Origin of the sequence: Rosenbergiella collisarenosi, assembly GCF_018494085.1 — a bacterium.
Taxonomy (GTDB): domain Bacteria; phylum Pseudomonadota; class Gammaproteobacteria; order Enterobacterales; family Enterobacteriaceae; genus Rosenbergiella; species Rosenbergiella collisarenosi.
The window spans coordinates 24,119-42,828 of record NZ_JABBFP010000004.1 but is presented as its reverse complement, the minus strand read 5'-3'; the positions used below and the strand labels follow the sequence as shown (position 1 = coordinate 42,828).

The following is an 18,710-nucleotide window of genomic DNA, read 5'->3' as shown; positions in this document are numbered from 1 at the left end:
TTGTCTTCACGCACTATATCGGTACTACAACGACGTCAGCCATCGGCTGACGTTACCCTTGCGGGCGACCTTCCACCGTTACTGCAACAGCTCTATCTACAGCGGGGGATCACCGATGCCGCGCAGTTAGAGCGCGGTGCAAACCACCTCTTACCCCCTAACGGGTTAACCGGTATCGATCAGGCCGTGCAGCTATTGCATCAGGCTATGCGCGATAACCTGCATATCATGGTGATCGGCGATTTCGATGCCGATGGCGCAACCAGTACCGCACTCTCTGTGTTGGCGTTGAAAGAATTTGGCGCGCAGCATGTGAGCTACTTGGTGCCTAACCGCTTCGAGCAGGGCTATGGCCTGAGTCCCGAGGTCGTCGATCTCGCGCATGCACGACACGCACAGTTAATTTTTACGGTCGATAATGGCATCTCCTCGGTCAGTGGCGTGGCACATGCCACTCAGCTGGGGATCCCGGTGATTATTACCGACCATCACCTACCAGGTGAAATCTTGCCTGCAGCGGCCGCAACGGTGAATCCTAACTTGCTTGATGCGACCTTCCCCTCAAAAAATCTAGCGGGGGTAGGGGTGGCCTTCTACGTAATGTTGGCGCTACGCGCTTATCTGCGTGAGCAGGGCTGGTTTAGCGGAACGCTTCCCAACCTCGGGGCTTATCTCGACTTAGTGGCGCTCGGCACGGTGGCCGACGTGGTACCGCTCGATGCCAATAACCGTATCTTGGTATGGCAAGGGTTGCAGCGTATTCGCGCCGGAAAATGCCGGCCAGGGATCCGCGCGTTGCTCGAGGTCAGCCAACGGCAAGCCTCGCGTCTCGCCGCCAGCGATCTCGGCTTCGCCCTCGGCCCCAGACTCAATGCGGCCGGACGTTTGGACGATATGTCCCATGGCGTCGAGCTCCTGCTTACCGACAACGAGGCGCAGGCAAGAATGCTCGCGGTTGAGTTGGATGCCCTCAATCAAACGCGTAAAGAGATTGAGCAGGGCATGCAGCAGGAGGCGCTGGTGATCTGCGAGCAACTGGAGCAGCAACAGCATTTGCCTAGCGGCTTAGCCTTCTACCATCCGCAGTGGCACCAGGGCGTCGTCGGCATTGTCGCCTCGCGCCTCAAAGAACGCTTCCATCGTCCGGTCATCGCCTTCGCCCCGGCTGGGGACGGCACGCTGAAAGGCTCTGGCCGCTCGATCGCCGGTCTACATCTTCGTGATGTATTAGAGCGCCTTGATAGCCAGAATCCCGGGCTGATCCTGAAGTTTGGGGGGCATGCGATGGCGGCAGGCTTAAGCCTCGCAGAGGATCAATTCCCTCGTTTTCGCGACTGTTTCGCGCAACTGGTCACCGATTGGCTAGAGCAGGACGCTCTACAAGGCGTAGTCTGGTCTGATGGCGAACTCGGCGCACAGCATCTAAACGTCGAGACGGCGGAGATGCTGAGAAATGCAGGCCCTTGGGGACAGACCTTCCCGGAGCCGCTGTTCGACGGCGAATTCAAGCTGCTCCAGCAGCGCTTAGTCGGGCAAAAGCATCTAAAACTACTGCTCGAACCGGTAAACGGCGGCCCGCTGATCGATGGCATCGCCTTTAACGTTGACCTGCGTCAGTGGCCGGATCCGAGCCTGCAGCGTGCGACCTTGGCCTATAAGTTAGACGTCAACGAGTATCGCGGACAACGTAGCGCGCAATTATTAGTCGAGTACCTCTGGCCGAAAGCCTAAAAAGAGGTTACACGCCGAGGGTGGTTTCGGGTAGAATCTGCACCCTCTGATTTACTTTTTTATCTTCAACTTAAGACGACAAACCATGTTTGAAATCAATCCGATAAAAAATCGTATTCAAGACCTTACCGAGCGCAGCGATGTTCTTCGGGGGTACCTTTGACTATGATGCAAAAAATGAGCGTTTAGAAGAAGTTAACGCTGAACTTGAACAATCTGATGTCTGGAACGAACCCGAGCGCGCGCAAGCGCTGGGTAAAGAGCGTTCCACCCTCGAAGCGATCGTCGAGACCTTCGACCAATTAGCGCAAGGGCTAGAAGACGTCAGCGGTTTACTCGAACTTGCGGTTGACGCCGACGATGAAGAGACGTTTAACGAAGCCGTTGCCGAGCTGGATGTGCTCGATAAGAAGCTGGCAGAGTTAGAGTTTCGTCGCATGTTCTCCGGTGAATACGACAGTGCCGATTGCTATATTGACTTGCAGGCGGGTTCAGGCGGAACGGAAGCTCAGGATTGGGCAAACATGTTGTTGCGCATGTATCTGCGCTGGGCCGAGTCAAAAGGCTTTAAGACCGAGATTATCGAAGTCTCCGACGGTGATGTGGCGGGAATTAAATCTGCGACGGTGAAAATCATCGGCGATCACGCCTTCGGCTGGTTAAGAACCGAAACCGGCGTACACCGCCTAGTGCGTAAGAGCCCCTTCGACTCTGGTGGCCGTCGCCATACCTCCTTTAGCTCGGCCTTTATCTATCCAGAAGTCGATGATGATATCGATATCGATATCAACCCGGCAGATTTACGTATCGACGTCTATCGTGCCTCGGGAGCCGGTGGGCAGCACGTTAACCGTACCGAATCCGCCGTGCGTATCACCCACGTCCCGAGTGGGATCGTGACGCAGTGTCAGAACGACCGCTCGCAGCATAAGAACAAAGATCAAGCGATGAAACAGATGAAGGCTAAGCTGTATGAGCTGGAGATGCAGAAGAAGAATGCCGAGAAACAGGTGATGGAAGATAACAAATCCGATATCGGCTGGGGCAGCCAGATCCGCTCTTACGTTCTCGACGATTCGCGCATTAAAGATCTGCGCACGAGTGTCGAAACCCGAAATACGCAGGCCGTCCTCGATGGCGATTTAGACCGATTTATTGAAGCTAGCCTGAAAGCTGGCCTATAAGGAACCTTTTTATGTCAGAACAAACTCCAGCACCGGCAGATCTCGCCCAAGAACTGAATAACGAACTGAGCGCGCGCCGTGAAAAACTCGATGCGCTGCGCGAGAAGGGTAACCCTTTCCCGAATGACTTCCGTCCTACCGATCGCTCCGACGAATTGCACCAGCGTCACGACGAGCAGAGCCAAGAAGAACTCGAAGATCTCGGTATCGAAGTGACGGTAGCAGGCCGGATGATGACGCGACGCATCATGGGTAAAGCCTCTTTTGCCACGCTGCAAGATATTGGCGGCCGTATTCAGCTGTATGTCTCGCGTGACGATTTAGCGGAAGGCTACTACAACGAACAGTTTAAGAAATGGGATCTCGGCGATATTCTGGGGGCACGCGGCAAGCTATTTAAAACCAAGACCGGCGAGCTTTCTATTCACTGTAGCGAGCTACGCCTATTGACCAAGGCGTTACGCCCGTTACCCGATAAGTTCCACGGCCTCGCGGACCAAGAGACGCGTTACCGTCAACGCTATCTCGATCTGATCGCCAACGAAGAGTCGCGTCATACCTTCCAAATCCGCTCGAAAATCATGGCGGGCGTTCGCCAGTTTATGGTCGACCGTCAGTTTATGGAAGTCGAGACGCCGATGATGCAAGTCATCCCAGGTGGCGCGGCGGCACGTCCGTTTATCACCCACCATAACGCGCTCGATATCGATATGTACCTGCGTATCGCGCCGGAACTCTATCTAAAACGCCTAGTGGTTGGCGGCTTCGATCGCGTTTTCGAGATCAACCGTAACTTCCGTAACGAAGGCATCTCCCCGCGCCATAACCCAGAGTTCACCATGATGGAACTCTATATGGCCTACGCCGACTACCGTGACCTGATCGAACTGACCGAGAGCCTATTCCGTACCTTGGCGCAAGACGTACTCGGCACTACCGAAGTCCCTTACGGCGAGCATACCTTCGATTTCGGTAAGCCATTCGATAAGTTAACGATGCGTGAAGCGATCAAAAAGTACCGTCCAGAGACCGATCTCACCGACCTCGAAGATTTCGATAAGGCCGTCGCCATCGCGCAGGCTATCGGTATTAAAGTCGAGAAAAGCTGGGGCCTCGGCCGCGTAGTCACCGAAATTTTCGAAGAGACCGCGGAAGCACAGCTGATCCAGCCAACCTTTATTACCGAATACCCGGCTGAAGTCTCACCGTTGGCGCGTCGTAACGACGATAATCCAGAGATCACCGATCGCTTCGAGTTCTTTATCGGCGGACGCGAGATCGGTAACGGCTTCTCCGAGCTGAACGACGCACAAGATCAGGCCGAGCGCTTCTTGCAGCAAGTTAATGCCAAAGACGCGGGTGACGACGAAGCGATGTTCTACGACGAAGATTATGTCACCGCGCTGGAGCACGGCTTGCCGCCGACGGCGGGACTAGGCATCGGTATCGACCGTATGGTGATGTTATTCACCAACAGCCATACCATTCGTGACGTTATTCTGTTCCCGGCACTGCGTCCCGGTAGTAAATAAGCCAGAGTCTAAGGCTTAACAGCTAAACCCGCTTCGGCGGGTTTTTTTACGTCAATGGGTAAGTAATATTTATAAGAAAAGTGTAAATTTTTAGAAATTAAGAATTAATCTGTTTTAATCCCCGCCAATCCCCTTTAATGTCATGACAAATTTTGACAAATCTCTACTTTTAAAGAAGAATAGGTTGACTTTAATCAAGGTATTTTCTAGCTAAGTCTATGATTAAGGGCAGGAATTTGTAACGATTCAGCGATATTTTAGTGATTCTATTCGGTAATCTTATATTTTATCGATGATTAATTTTTTTCATTGTAAGAAGTAAATTGGCTTTTTAATCGCAGCCGATAAACTGTTAAGATAATTCTCTATTAGAAACAAAATGTTGTAAAGGTGCTCTGGTTACTACAAGCCAGGGGCGGTAGCGTGCCTAAAACGGTCTTACCGCTAATTGGGGCAGTAATCGTTTTTTTAGTTAAAGTCACCTTATATTAAGGGTAGACTCTTAGCCCGATAGCGCAATAATTCGACTAATAAAAAAATAAATAACAAAAATTACTCTTTCACCTTGGTCAACCGAATCCCCCACCCCTGATCGACCCATCGGGTAGCGGGCAAATTTAATGGATGTTACGGAGAAACAACAGATGCAGCGAGCGTCAGGTGCGAAACGTGTTAATCGACACTCTTTATTAGCCTTAGTTATTGGTATTTCCCTTTATCCTTCCCTGAACGCTACCGCTGCCGGGCTGATCCTTCCAGACAGTGACCTACGCTCTGACTTAAGTTGGCTTGCCGATCGCGGCGTGATCAAACTTAGCCTTAGCACTTGGCCGCTTAGCCAAGAGGCGATCGAACACGCCCTAGATAAGGCGCATCCTTCTTATGCCTCCGAACAGCTTGCCGTCGAACGCGTCCAAGAGCGCCTACAGACATTAAAATCCGACGTTCGCGTCAACGCCTACGGCGCGACCGATAATAGCGGTCAGCCGCGTAGCTTCGCTAACTCGCCGACCGCCGATTCTAAGCTCTCCGTCACCGCCAGCAATAGCGGCGAATGGTGGGATGTAAACCTTCAGGGTAATCTTGAGGGCGACCGCCAGATCCAATCCCCTTCCCACGCTAACCTGAACAATAGCTACGGTGCCGTAAAACTATGGGGACAGTGGCTTTCCTTCGGTGAGACGCCGCAGTGGTGGGGCCCGGGTTACGAAGGCAGCTTGATTCGCTCCGATAACGCCCGCCCGCTGACCGGCTTTATGCTGTCACGCTCCAAGCAGACCGCCCCGGAAACCTGGTGGCTAAACTGGGTCGGCCCTTGGCAGTACCAGATCTCCGCCGCGCAAGAATCGCAATATAGCGCGGTGCCACACACCAAGATTATCGGTATGCGCCTAACGGTCTCGCCGTTCGACTCGTTAGAACTGGGGGCCAGCCGCATTATTCAATGGGGTGGGCGGGGACGCCCACAATCTATGGGTAATTTCTGGGATGCCTTCTCCGGCAACGATAATACCGGGGCCAACGACCCTAACGAACCGGGCAACCAGCTAGCCGGCTTTGATGGTAAATTAAAACTCGAGCCAACCCTCGGAATTCCAATTAGTCTTTATGGTCAGCTAGTCGGAGAGGATGAAGCCGGTAAACTGCCATCTTCTAATATGTATCTTGCTGGGATTGAAGGGCACCATAGTATCGGTCGCAACGCCCTAAACTGGTATGTCGAAGGCCACGATACCCGTACAGACTTTAAAAATAAAAACTACAGCTACCAGCACCATATCTATACCGATGGCTATTATCAGCAGGGTTATGCATTAGGCGACACTTTAGGCGGCGATGGCAGGATGTTAGTCGGTAAGACCGAGCTGGTCACCGAAGATAACCAACGCTGGAGTGCCCGCCTATTCTGGGCCAAGGTTAACCCAGAGGACCAACGCCAAAACCGCACCTTCCCACATGCGGATACCCTTAAAGGCGTGACCCTTGGCTGGGGCGGCGATATCTATAAATCGGTAAGGCTAAACCTCGCGACCTGGTACACCGATGCCAATCATAACGATAGCGACGATGTTGGGGCCAGTGCCTCAATAGAAGTACCTTTCCAATTATAACAATAACCGCTGCTGACTAACTGGAATCGGTTCTGGCAGCGATTTACCCACTTTAGTGAATATAATCTGATGAAAAAACTCGCACTTAAACTCTCTGCAGCCGCAGTGCTGACCGCACTGTTGAGTGGCTGTACTATCGTCCCTGGCCAAGGCCTAAATAGCCTACGTAAAAACACTGTGGAACTGCCGGATAGCGACTATGACTGGGATAAACTAGTCAACGTCTACCCGATGACTCCCGGACTGATCGAGAAACTACGTCCTGCATCGGTGATCGCACAACCTAATCCGCAGCTGGATAAGCAGTTACAAAATTATCAATACCGCATCGGCCCCGGCGATGTGCTGATGGTGACCGTCTATGATCACCCGGAACTGACCAACCCGGCGGGAACCTATCGTTCCGCTAGCGATACGGGTAACTGGGTCGGTGCCGATGGCACCATCTTCTACCCCTATATCGGAAAGGTCAATGTAGCGGGTAAAACATTGGCGGAAGTGCGCCAACAGATCGCCGCGCGCTTAGCGCAATATGTTGAAAGCCCACAGGTGGATGTTGCAGTGGCCGCCTTCCGTTCGCAGAAAGCCTATGTGACCGGTGAGGTGAGTAAATCGGGACAATTACCGATTACCAATATTCCACTAACTGTAGTCGATGCCATTAACGCAGCCGGCGGTTTCGCCGAGAATGCCGATTGGCGCCACGTAGTATTAACCCATAACGGTAAGGATAGCGTGCTATCGATGCAGGCACTGATGCAACGCGGCGACCTACAGCAGAACCGAATGATGTACCCAGGCGATATTCTATTTGTGCCGCGTAACGATGATCAGAAAGTGTTTGTGATGGGTGAAGTCGGCCAGCAATCGACGCTGAAGATGGATCGTAGCGGTATGACCCTAGCAGAGGCGTTAGGTAGTGCACAGGGTGTAAGCCAACAATATGCCGATGCCTCGGGAATTTTCGTTATCCGCCAAATTCCAAAAGATAAGAATGGTCGTATCGCAAATATCTATCAGCTAAATGCGAAAGATGCCTCGACGATGGTGATGTCTACCGAGTTTGAGCTGCAGCCTTACGATATCGTTTATGTAACGACTGCACCAATCGTACGCTGGAATAGAGTGGTCTCTCAGATTGTTCCAACCATTTCAGGCGTACATGATCTAACTGAAACAGCAAAATGGGTGAATAATTGGCCAAATTAATGTTTAACTCAATTTTAGTGGTCTGTACCGGCAATATTTGCCGCTCGCCAACAGGTGAGCGTTTATTACGTCAGGCATTACCTGGGATGAAAATCGATTCTGCTGGTACCGGAGCATTAAAGGGTCATGCGGCTGATGCGACTGCTAGTTTGGTGGCAGAGGCACATGGACTTTCCCTTGCAGGACATGAGGGCCAACAGCTTACTCGCCAACTTGCGCAGCAGTACGATCTTATTTTAGTAATGGAAAAACATCACCAGGAAGAGGTGTCGAGTATCGCACCAGAGGCGCGTGGTAAGACGATGTTGTTTGCCCACTGGGTGAACAATAAGCAGATACCCGATCCTTATCGCAAGAGCCAAGAGGCCTTTGAACACGTTTATCAATTGATCGAGCAAGCGTCACAGGCTTGGGCGACGAAACTGGGTACTAAATAGGAAGCATTATGTCATCAGTGATTCAACATAAACCCACTAATCCAGATTCGGATGAGATCGATTTAGGTCGACTACTAGGTGAACTGCTAGATCATAAAAAATTAATTATTGCGGTTACGGGGTTATTTACCTTTATTGCGATTTTTTATGCCTTATTTGCAACACCGATTTACCAAGCTGATGCGCTGATACAAGTTGAGCAGAAGCAGGGTAATTCTATTCTTAGCAACCTAAGTCAGATGCTACCCAACAGCCAACCAGTCTCAGCACCAGAGATTGCGCTGCTTCAATCGAGGATGATTCTAGGGAAGACGGTAGATGATTTAACCCTTCAGGCACAAGTGCAGCAGAAATACTTGCCTATTTTTGGCCGTGGCTGGGCACGCTTGACAGGCCAACAACCAGGACAACTTTATGTAAGTAGGATTTACGTTGCTAGTCATAATGGTAAAGTTCCAGAGTTAATTATAACTGTAGTTGATCAAGAGCATTACCTCTTAGAAGGTGCTGGTTATGAAATTAAAGGAGAAACTGGACAACCTATATCAGCTAAAGGACTTTCATTACAGATTGACAAGATTAACGCTGAGTCTGGTACTAAGTTCAAATTAAATTATATTACTCGACTGGATGCCATTACAGGCCTTCAACAAATTTTTACCGCCGCGGATCAGGGAAAAGATACGGGGATGCTGAATCTTACGCTTATAAATCCCAATCCCCAGTTAGCACAAAGTGAACTACAAAGTATTAGTGAGAATTATTTAGCTCAAAATATTGCCCGACAAGCGGCGCAAGATAGTAAAAGCTTAGAGTTTTTAGAACGGCAATTGCCGCAAGTACGTAGCCAGTTAGATGATGCAGAAAATAAGCTCAGTGCTTATCGGAAGCAAAGCGATTCGGTAGACCTTAATTTACAGGCTCGCTCGGCTTTAGACCAGATTGTCAATGTTGATAATCAGTTAAATCAGCTGACATTTAGAGAGGCAGAGGTATCGCAACTCTATACAAAAGATCACCCAACTTATATTGCTCTTCTACAGAAACGGAAAACGCTAGAGCAAGAAAAAGCTAGATTAAATAAGCAAGTTTCAGGAATGCCAGCTACTCAGCAGCAAGTATTGAAATTAAGCCGAGATGTTGAATCGGGTCGCGCAGTCTATATGCAGTTACTGAATCGTCAACAAGAGCTAAGTATCGCGAAAAATAGTGCGATCGGCAATGTACGGATTATCGATGATGCAGTCACTGCACCTAAACCAGTAAAGCCTAAAAAAATCTTTGTAGTTTTGATCGGCGCTGTGTTGGGTGGTTTTATATCAGTGGGCTTAGTATTACTAAGAGTATTCTTGCGTAGAGGTATTGAATCGCCAGAACAACTCGAAGAATTAGGAATTAACGTTTATGCAAGCGTGCCGGTTTCTGAATGGATGGCTAAACAGCAGCCTAAAGGGATAAAATCCAGAAAGAATAAGCAGAAAGAGAATTTAAGCTTCTTAGCAATAGATAATCCGGCTGATTTAGCTATTGAAGCGATCCGGAGCCTGCGTACCAGCCTACATTTTGCAATGATGGAGGCGTCGAATAATATACTAATGATTTCTGGTGCTAGTCCCAATGCGGGTAAAACCTTTATTACCACCAACTTAGCGGCAGTACTAGCACAAGGGGAGCAAAAGGTACTATTTATCGATGCTGATATGCGTAAGGGCTATGCACATCAAATATTCAATCAATCGTTAGATAATGGTTTATCTGATATTCTCTCGGGTAAATCTAACTCTGAACAAGGTATAAAAGCAGTAAATGGGGCAAACTTTGATTTTATTGCTCGTGGCAAGACACCGCCAAATCCTTCAGAATTGCTGATGCATAACCGTTTCCAGAAGCTACTAAGCTGGGCGAGCGAAAACTACGATATCGTTTTAGTAGATACCCCACCAATTCTCGCAGTGACAGATGCTGCAGTAATAGGTCGCTATGTAGGCAGTACATTATTAGTGGCGCGATTTGAGGAAAATACGGCTAAAGAGATGGAAGTTAGTATTAAACGCTTCGAACAGAGTGGTATTGATGTGAAAGGTTGTATTCTTAACGGTGTGGTGAAAAAAGCTAGTTCTTATTATGGCTACGGTTATAGTCATTATGGATATAGCTACGACGATAAAAAATAAATACCCTACCCCCATCTAAGTGGGGGTAATAACTTTCGCTAAAGCTCTGTGGTGAGGAATCAATGACACGCTTATCCCGAAATCTGCTGGCTAGCAGCGGTTTAATATTATCTGATTTATTTAGTTTAGTAATAAGTCTATATTTGGCTGAGGTTCTTTTTGGTGATGATACAGTATCACCGAAAATTCTTAGTAATTGGTACCACTTACATTGGTTGATATCGCTCTGTTGTGTCGGTTGGTATGGTACGAGGCTGCGGCACTATTTTTATCGCAAAACATTTTGGTTCGAACTAAAAGAAATTGTAAGAACTATAGTTATCTTTGCAATTTTTGAAATTGCAATCATAGCGTTCACGCAATGGTATTTGTCAAGAGTTACTTGGCTAATAACTTGGTTGTTAATTGCTTTATTATTACCTGTAATGAGAGGTGTTACTAAATTAATTTTAAATAATTTAGGTGCATGGCAACGTGATACGATTATTATTGGCTCTGGACATAATGCTCATGAAGCTTACAAAGCGATTTGCAGTGAAAAGAATCTTGGATTTAAGACAATAAGATTCATTGGGAAGGCTAATAATACTAACTATATAGGTAATATTCCTGTTAGTCATGAGTTACCCAATGAGTTGACAAAAACAATAGATAAACGTATGCAGTTTATTATAGCTGTAGAAAGTGATGAGAGTGATTTACGTAATGCGTGGCTACAGCAATTAATGCTTAATGGTTATCGCTATGTATCAGTTATACCAACCTTGCGTGGCATGCCTGTAGATAGCACGGATATGTCGTTTATTTTTAGCCATGAAGTAATGATTTTTCGAGTTCATCAAAACCTAGCCAAATGGCCATCTAGGATATTGAAGCGTAGTTTCGATATACTCGCCTCGATAATCATCATAGCGATGCTATCACCAATTCTTTTTTATATAAGTCGTAAAGTAAAAAAAGATGGTGGCCCAGCGATTTACGGGCATGAAAGAATAGGAAAGAGTGGGGTGCCGTTTAAGTGCTTAAAGTTTCGCTCAATGTCAGTGAACTCTCAAGAACTACTTGCAGATTTACTGAGGAAAGACCCCGAGGCTAGAGTTGAATGGAATGAAACCTTTAAATTAAAAAATGATCCACGTATTACAAAAATTGGTCATCTACTACGTAGAACGAGCATGGATGAACTACCCCAGCTGTTTAATGTTTTAAAAGGTGAAATGAGTTTAGTCGGGCCTAGGCCGATTATTTATGAAGAGCTGGAGCGTTATCGTGACCAAGTTGATTACTATCTAATGAGCAAACCCGGCATGACAGGTCTATGGCAAGTCAGTGGGCGTTCAGACGTGGATTACGAAACCCGTGTTTATTTCGATGCATGGTATGTAAAGAATTGGTCAATGTGGAATGATATAGCAATACTTTTCAAGACTATTTCAGTAGTCTTGAAGAGGGATGGAGCTTACTGAATGAACTTTCGTAAACATACACTTTTGTCATTTATATTTTTGATGATAAATCCATTTTTGTGCTTATGCTATAATCTCAAAAATATTATAAATAATAAACTACAAGTATTTACGTTTTCATTTTCTCTTGCGCTAATATTTAGTTATTTACCAATAATGTTTGATACATCCTCTAATTTCTTTGTGTATTTTTATAATACCCAGAAAGATATATTTGATATATACACATATCTACCTATAATATTTAAAGGTGACAGATTTAATTATATATTTTTTATCTTCCTAACAATTTTTATCACTATTTATTCTTGGACGAAGATATGTATAAATAACTTTAGTGGAAATGAAAAAAAAAGCATCACTGTATTACTGTGTGTACTATTTTGTTCGTTCCACTACAGGGATTTAATGGATTTGAATAGAAATATTTGTGCATATGCATTGGTTTTTATTTATATATTTTATCTTAAAGAAAGGTTTAAATATTCAAGAGTATTATTACCAATTTTTGTTGTTTTAACTTTTTATATTCATTTGTCGGTTATGGTGCTTTGGTTTTTTTATTTTATATCAAAAGCTGTTAAGTTTAAAACGAAATTGAGTTATTTAATTTTAATTGCTTCGGCGGTTTTAGGAGTTTTACTACCAACATTGATGGGCTTGATGCAGTCTTTGTTATCAATGCTTCCAGGTCCTATAGGCTCAAGGATTTTCTTCTATATATATGGTAGTGAATTTGGTGTGCAAACGTTTAGTACTGGACAAGCGTTACAAAAAGTTCTTAATTTCGTTGTTATTTTATCGAGTGGTTTTTATTTAATAAAAATAAATAAAGATAAGTTAGATAAATTCACTAGAGAAAGAAATTCATTTTGTTTTATGGTCATATGTTTAACTTTAATAGTTTTGATGTACATGACGCTATTTGAAAGATTAAATTTAGCAACAAATTTCATATATGGATATTTAATTCTAAGGTTTTACGATAGTAAGTATTTATTATCAAAACTGATAGTGTTTATGATAGTTTTTAGATCGTTTGTTATAAATTTCATAGTATACTTACCTCTGATAGCATATCAAAATGCAGGAGTATTTAATGATAGCACCGATATTTTAGGGTTTGCTTTAAAGACTACGTATGACAACACTATTTATTTACTCGATTTTGATAATGGTTATAGTGATGATTATCTAATTCAGCATTTAGAGTGGGGGAGGTAGTATGAAAAGAGTGTTATTTAATATTATTTTATTTTCAATTGCGTTTCTTTATATTGGAAACACCAAGGCAGGAAATTGTAATATATTATTAGGATTTGATAATATAAATGCTCATGGTGGTAATATTATTAAATATGAGAATTTCTATTATTTGTTTGGTGAGAATAGGAATAATAAAGGAGTTGTTAAAAACATTAATGTATATAAAACTTCAGATTTTTGTTCTTGGACCTTTTCTGGTAATGCATTTTATTCGAACAATAATCATAACATTGGTGCATCAGGAATTATTGAAAGGCCTAAGGTGATATATTCTGTTAGTAAAAAAAGGTTTTATATGTACTTTCATCACGAGCTACCCAATACTGGTTATAACTCAGCTTTAATTGGAGTCGCAAGTTCACAAAATATAGTGGGACCTTACAAATACATTAGAAGTTTTCGGATTAATCCAGGTGTTCTTCCAAGACATACTAAAAATATTAATGAATTAAAGTATAGTGATTTTTTTAAAAGAGATTTCCATAAAGGCCAAATGTCAAGAGATTTGACTGTTTATCAAGAAGGTGGGGATGTTTTTTTAATTTCTTCTTCAGAAGATAATTCAACTTTAATTGTAAGCCAATTAGATAGTACACTTGCTAATCTAAATGGTAATTATAATCGTATTTCACCGCACGGATATAATGAAGCGCCTATCCTATTTAAGGAAGGTAACACATATTTTTTGATTACATCGGGTGTCAGTGGCTGGAAACCAAATAAAGCTAAACTGTATAAGAGTAAAAATTTACTTGATGATTGGGTTTACGTAGGTACACCAATAAGAAGTAGCAAAAGTAATATAAATACAACTTTTGGTGGTCAGGGGGCCTTTATCTTTAAATATAATATGGATGATTATATATTTTTAGATAGTTGGGATTCCGAAAATCTTTCGAAAAGTAATATTCTGATTAAGAAAGTATATTGGGAAAATGGAAATCCTTACTTGAAATAACAATGGTGATAAGATGAAAACTGCAGTACTTATACAGGCACATAGTAATCTTGATTACATATTATTACTCATAAAAAAAAATAAAAATATATATTTTATAATACATTTCGATAAAAAATTCATGATTCCTGAAAAATCATTGTCTGATATTAAAAAAAATAATAATGTACTAGTGCTAGAAGGAATTAATAGAGTAGAAGTTTTTTGGGGTGGATATTCCCAGCTAAGAGCAACATTGAATTTGATTAACGTTGCAAATAAGATAGAAGGAATAGAGCTTTTTCATTTTATTAGTGCAGAATGTTTACAGTTATTAGATTTCGAAAAAATCTATGACGAATGGTTGAGTTTAGGTTCCAAAAACTTTATTGAATGCAGAAAGCGGCTAAGTTCAGAGTGGCGCTTGAAAGTTAAAGTTTTTTATAGTGAAACCAAGTTTACAAGAAGTTTTTTAGGTCGCGTATCTAATAGACTTCATAAAATAATTGGTAATAAATTTAATCCCTGTAAATGGGATGACCATTTGCAATGGTACGGTTCATGCTGGTTTTCTTTAAATAGGTTTATGATTAATGAAATATCCAATTACGATATGAATTATAATTATTTCGAAAAATTTAAATACCACCCTTGCGTTGATGAGCACGCTTTGCAAGTATTCGCTAAAGAGAAAAATATAGAAGTAACTGATAATAATAAAAGATTGGTTCTATTTAAGGGAGAAAAATCAAGTCCAGAATATTTCAATAATCTAACAATTGAAGATCTTATATCTTACCGTAATCTTGGGTATTGGTTCTTGAGGAAGGTTAATCAAAAAGAATCTATGAGTTTCTTAAAAATTGACAAGGATAAATATGATTAATCCACTCGTATCTGTGATTATTCCAACATTTGGTCGGCCTGATTTGTTATCTCGTTGCATTGAAAGTGTCATGAATCAAACTTATAAAAATATTGAAATAATAGTTATAGACGACAATGGTAAAAATACTATTAATCAGCATTTAACAGCTAGTGCATTGATGAAGTTTCCGAATGTTAAATATATTATTTCTGAAATAAATTGCGGGGCTGGAACGGCAAGAAATTTAGCAGTAAAGGCTTCGACAGGTACATTACTCACATTTTTAGATGATGATGATATTTATTACCCTGAAAAAATAGCTAAGCAAGTCTCATTTATAATTCGTAATGATGTGGATATATGTTTATGCCATATGAATTTAGTTAATCATGGTATCGAAGTATTTGATCAAAGTTATTCTTTTGCTAAGGGTACTGATCTAAGAGAGTTTTTACTAAAAGGTGTTTCATTCACACCAATGATTATGCTAAAGAGGGCCTCATTCGATGACGTTGGTGGATTTATTTCTACACCTAAGTTTCAGGATCATACATTGATACTAAAGTTGCTACACGCAGGATGTACTTTAAAAATACTTGATGAGAAATTATTTGATCATAATTCATATCCCATAGAAAGAATAAGTAACTCTAAAAAAGCTATCAAAGGGTACTTAATTAAACATTCTTTAGAGAATAAAATATGTATTGATAGAGGGATTGATAGAAAAGAATTACTTTTTAATAGAGCGTTAGAGATCCGTTATATTATTTTCAATAAATACAATTTTGGTTATGTTGTTAAGTTTATACTAATTGCCTCAAAATTTAGAACACCATTTTTCAATATGAAATTGTTTTTTGTTTTACTGAGAAATTATACTGGTTTTTTGGTGAGAAATAAAATTATCAAAAAAGGTTGAGTATGAGTATAAATATACTGGTAGTCATTTATGGTAAAGAAATTAATCAGTCATTAACTATGAAGTCCTTGTGTCAAATAAACTCCCCTTTCAATTTAGTAGTTTATAATAATGGCCCAAATTTAATTAATCCTGAAAATAATTTTTTTTTACTTTTTCATGAAAATTCAAAAATAAAGATAATACAAGACTTAAAAAATTCCCCACTAAGTATGGTATACAACGATTTTATGGCTGGTGGCTTTTTCGATATTGCAGATTTCAATGTTATTTTGGATGACGATAGTGATTTGCCAATAAACTATTTCGAAAATTTAAATGAAGAAATAGAAGTTTACTTGCCTATTATAAAAAATGAAAAAGGTAAGGTTTTCTATCCATCAATTAATAGTAAATCGGTTAGTTCACAAGTGGAAATTAATGAGGATGATGTTGTTTTTAGTATTGGTTCTGGGTTAATTATATCTAAATCATTGATCGAGGTTTTTGATAATCATCATACTAAATTATTTAATGAGAGTTTTTCTCTATATGGGGTCGATTTCAGTTTCTTTAGAAATATTAGCTATCTTAAAAATATTGGATGCCAGATAAATATTTCTATTAAGTCTTGCTTAATACATGACTTATCTTATGATGGAAGAGAAATGAGTTTCTTTAGAGATAAAGAAAGAAAATTGGACTTTATACTTTCTCATAAAATTTATTCTGAAGATAAAAAAATTCATAAATATATTTGGCTATTAAAGTTTATTGTTCGCAGTTGTATTTTTTCCAAGGTTAACAGGATAAATAACATCAAATCTATACCTTTATACTGCTGGGTCTTTTATACTGGGAAGCATCCAAACTGTAAATGATTGGGATTTATATGAACAAGAATATCGCGGTTATAATGTCTACATTTAATGGTTCTGAATTTATTCTTGAACAATTAACAAGTATTAGGAATCAATCATTAAAAGTTGATAAGGTAGTAATTTGTGATGATTTTTCAACCGACAATACATGTAATATAATTGATAAATTCATTACCGAAAATGAATTGTCTGATACATGGACCCTTATCAGAAATACAGAGAATATTGGATGGAGAAAGAATTTTCATCAGTTGATCAAAAATATAAATTTTGATTACATTTTCTTATGCGACCAAGACGATATCTGGTTTAATGATAAAGTCTCATGTATGGTTGAATGCTTGGTTGAAAATCCTAATATTGAGGTTTTAACAAGTAATTTTCAACAGTTTTCAAAAAGTGATGAAATTTTATTTACTAATAATTTAGAGAATGAAAAAAAAGAATTTTTTACTTGGGATATTTCATTTTATAACTCTGTGGAAAGGCCTGGTTGTTCTTATCTCATCAGGGGAAGTTTCATACGTGACTTAAATAGATCGCCACTTTTTGATGGTCAAAATGCTCATGATGCTGTTATTTGGTCTGTTTCATGTGTTAGAGGTACACTATATAACCTTGACCAAGTTCTTATATTTTGGCGGAGACATCAGTCCAGTGCAACGTTAAATAATAATAAGTTGAAAGTAGGTGATGAATTAATAGTTGATCATTGTAGAACAATAAATAGAATCGGGATTTCCAGAGAGTTGAGTGATTCTATTAATTATATTTACTTAGATAGGCTACTCGACTTCTATAAGAAAAGATTAGCTCTAGCTGAGAATGGTTCTTTTTTCAAGTTCATGTTTTTTTCAATATATAATATGAATTTATTCAAAGGGAAAAAAGACTGGTTGAATGATTTTTTATATATTATTGGTAAGGTGGTAAAACGATGAAAATATTAATAACTGGTGGTGCTGGTTTTATCGGTTCAGCAGTGGTTCGCAATATTATTGAAAACACAAATGATGAAGCCCTTGTTATTGATAGCTTGACCTATGCGGGTAATCTGGAGTCTTTAAACACAGTCGAAAAAGATAGCCGTTATCATTTCGAAAAAGTGGATATCTGTAAACGGGCTGAATTAGATCGCTTATTTACAAAATACCAACCCGATGCTGTTATGCATTTAGCTGCTGAAAGCCATGTAGACCGTTCAATCGACGGTCCGGCAGCTTTTATCGAAACCAATATTGTTGGCACCTACACGTTGTTAGAGGCGGCGCGCAGTTATTGGAACGCTCTTGAATCCGATAAGAAGCAGGCTTTCCGTTTTCACCATATTTCTACAGATGAAGTATATGGTGACCTACATGGTACCGATGATCTGTTTACCGAAACCACGCCTTATGCACCGAGCAGCCCTTATTCAGCTTCTAAAGCATCAAGCGATCACTTAGTGCGCGCTTGGCAACGTACATATGGTCTACCCACTATCGTGACTAACTGTTCGAATAACTATGGTCCGTATCATTTCCCAGAGAAATTGATTCCCCTCATTATTCTTAATGCGCTGTCAGGTAAATCTTTACCTGTTTACGGTGATGGTTCACAAATTCGCGACTGGTTATATGTAGAAGACCATGCACGTGCACTGTACACAGTTGTTACCGAAGGTGTAGTAGGTGAAACCTACAATATCGGTGGTCATAACGAGCGTAAAAATATCGACGTAGTGAAAACTATTTGCCAATTGTTGGAAGAGCTGGTGCCGAATAAACCTAACGGTTTGAACCACTACGCCGATCTGATCACCTATGTTAAAGATCGTCCTGGTCATGATGTACGCTATGCGATCGATGCAAGCAAGATTGCTAAAGAGTTAGATTGGACCCCAGCAGAAACTTTCGAAACGGGTATCCGTAAAACAGTAGAATGGTACTTAAACAATGAAACCTGGTGGCAGCGTGTATTGGATGGCTCTTATGCAGGCGAACGTTTAGGCTCAATCTAATTTAGGAATTTATT

The 18,710-nt window shown here is 41.7% G+C and carries 15 protein-coding genes; all 15 read left to right on the top strand.

Features of this window, described 5'->3' with window-relative positions:
• The 15 genes from recJ (at position 1) to rffG (ending at position 18,696) form a co-directional block, all read left to right on the top strand.
• Positions 1–1,731, top strand: coding sequence for a single-stranded-DNA-specific exonuclease RecJ (recJ, locus tag HGT70_RS08020; RefSeq protein ID WP_214195546.1), 1,731 nt, complete (start codon positions 1–3; stop codon positions 1,729–1,731).
• 85 nt (positions 1,732–1,816) lie between these two features.
• Positions 1,817–2,915, top strand: a protein-coding gene (gene prfB, locus HGT70_RS08015) for a peptide chain release factor 2 (RefSeq protein ID WP_157725366.1) whose coding sequence is annotated in 2 segments (ribosomal slippage) — positions 1,817–1,891 and positions 1,893–2,915 — 1,098 coding nt in all. Because the reading frame shifts where the segments join, the coding sequence is not laid out codon by codon here.
• Between the two features lie 11 nt (positions 2,916–2,926).
• Entirely contained in the window at positions 2,927–4,447 is a 1,521-nt protein-coding gene (gene lysS, locus HGT70_RS08010) for a lysine--tRNA ligase (RefSeq protein ID WP_071431781.1), read from the top strand.
• A 644-nt stretch (positions 4,448–5,091) separates the two neighbouring features.
• Entirely contained in the window at positions 5,092–6,558 is a 1,467-nt protein-coding gene (locus HGT70_RS08005; protein ID WP_214195675.1) for a capsule assembly Wzi family protein, read from the top strand.
• A gap of 69 nt (positions 6,559–6,627) precedes the next feature.
• Positions 6,628–7,767, top strand: a complete 1,140-nt coding sequence (locus HGT70_RS08000; protein WP_214195545.1) for a polysaccharide export protein — start codon at positions 6,628–6,630, stop codon at positions 7,765–7,767.
• Complete coding sequence (locus HGT70_RS07995; protein ID WP_280527734.1) at positions 7,767–8,204, top strand: arsenate reductase/protein-tyrosine-phosphatase family protein; 438 nt, start codon at positions 7,767–7,769, stop codon at positions 8,202–8,204. Before HGT70_RS08000 ends, HGT70_RS07995 begins: the two co-directional genes overlap by 1 nt.
• A gap of 8 nt (positions 8,205–8,212) precedes the next feature.
• Positions 8,213–10,378: a polysaccharide biosynthesis tyrosine autokinase gene (locus HGT70_RS07990; protein WP_214195543.1), complete on the top strand. Its 2,166-nt coding sequence runs from the start codon at positions 8,213–8,215 to the stop codon at positions 10,376–10,378.
• 62 nt (positions 10,379–10,440) lie between these two features.
• On the top strand, positions 10,441–11,844 hold the full coding sequence (gene wbaP, locus HGT70_RS07985; protein WP_214195542.1) for an undecaprenyl-phosphate galactose phosphotransferase WbaP: 1,404 nt from the start codon (positions 10,441–10,443) through the stop codon (positions 11,842–11,844).
• Entirely contained in the window at positions 11,845–13,068 is a 1,224-nt protein-coding gene (locus HGT70_RS07980) for an EpsG family protein (protein WP_214195541.1), read from the top strand.
• A gap of 1 nt (position 13,069) precedes the next feature.
• Positions 13,070–14,068: a glycoside hydrolase family protein gene (locus HGT70_RS07975; RefSeq protein WP_214195540.1), complete on the top strand. Its 999-nt coding sequence runs from the start codon at positions 13,070–13,072 to the stop codon at positions 14,066–14,068.
• A 13-nt stretch (positions 14,069–14,081) separates the two neighbouring features.
• Positions 14,082–14,933, top strand: coding sequence for a beta-1,6-N-acetylglucosaminyltransferase (locus HGT70_RS07970; RefSeq protein ID WP_214195539.1), 852 nt, complete (start codon positions 14,082–14,084; stop codon positions 14,931–14,933).
• A complete protein-coding gene (locus HGT70_RS07965; RefSeq protein ID WP_214195538.1) occupies positions 14,926–15,837 on the top strand; it encodes a glycosyltransferase family 2 protein in 912 nt (303 codons plus the stop codon). The genes HGT70_RS07970 and HGT70_RS07965 overlap by 8 nt, the downstream gene beginning before the upstream one ends.
• 2 nt (positions 15,838–15,839) lie before the next feature.
• Positions 15,840–16,697, top strand: a complete 858-nt coding sequence (locus tag HGT70_RS07960) for a hypothetical protein (RefSeq protein ID WP_214195537.1) — start codon at positions 15,840–15,842, stop codon at positions 16,695–16,697.
• A gap of 11 nt (positions 16,698–16,708) precedes the next feature.
• Positions 16,709–17,638 (top strand): glycosyltransferase, encoded by a 930-nt coding sequence (locus HGT70_RS07955; protein WP_214195536.1) that lies wholly within the window; start codon positions 16,709–16,711, stop codon positions 17,636–17,638.
• On the top strand, positions 17,635–18,696 hold the full coding sequence (rffG, locus tag HGT70_RS07950; protein WP_214195535.1) for a dTDP-glucose 4,6-dehydratase: 1,062 nt from the start codon (positions 17,635–17,637) through the stop codon (positions 18,694–18,696). The genes HGT70_RS07955 and rffG overlap by 4 nt, the downstream gene beginning before the upstream one ends.
• The last annotated feature ends 14 nt before the right edge of the window (positions 18,697–18,710 follow it).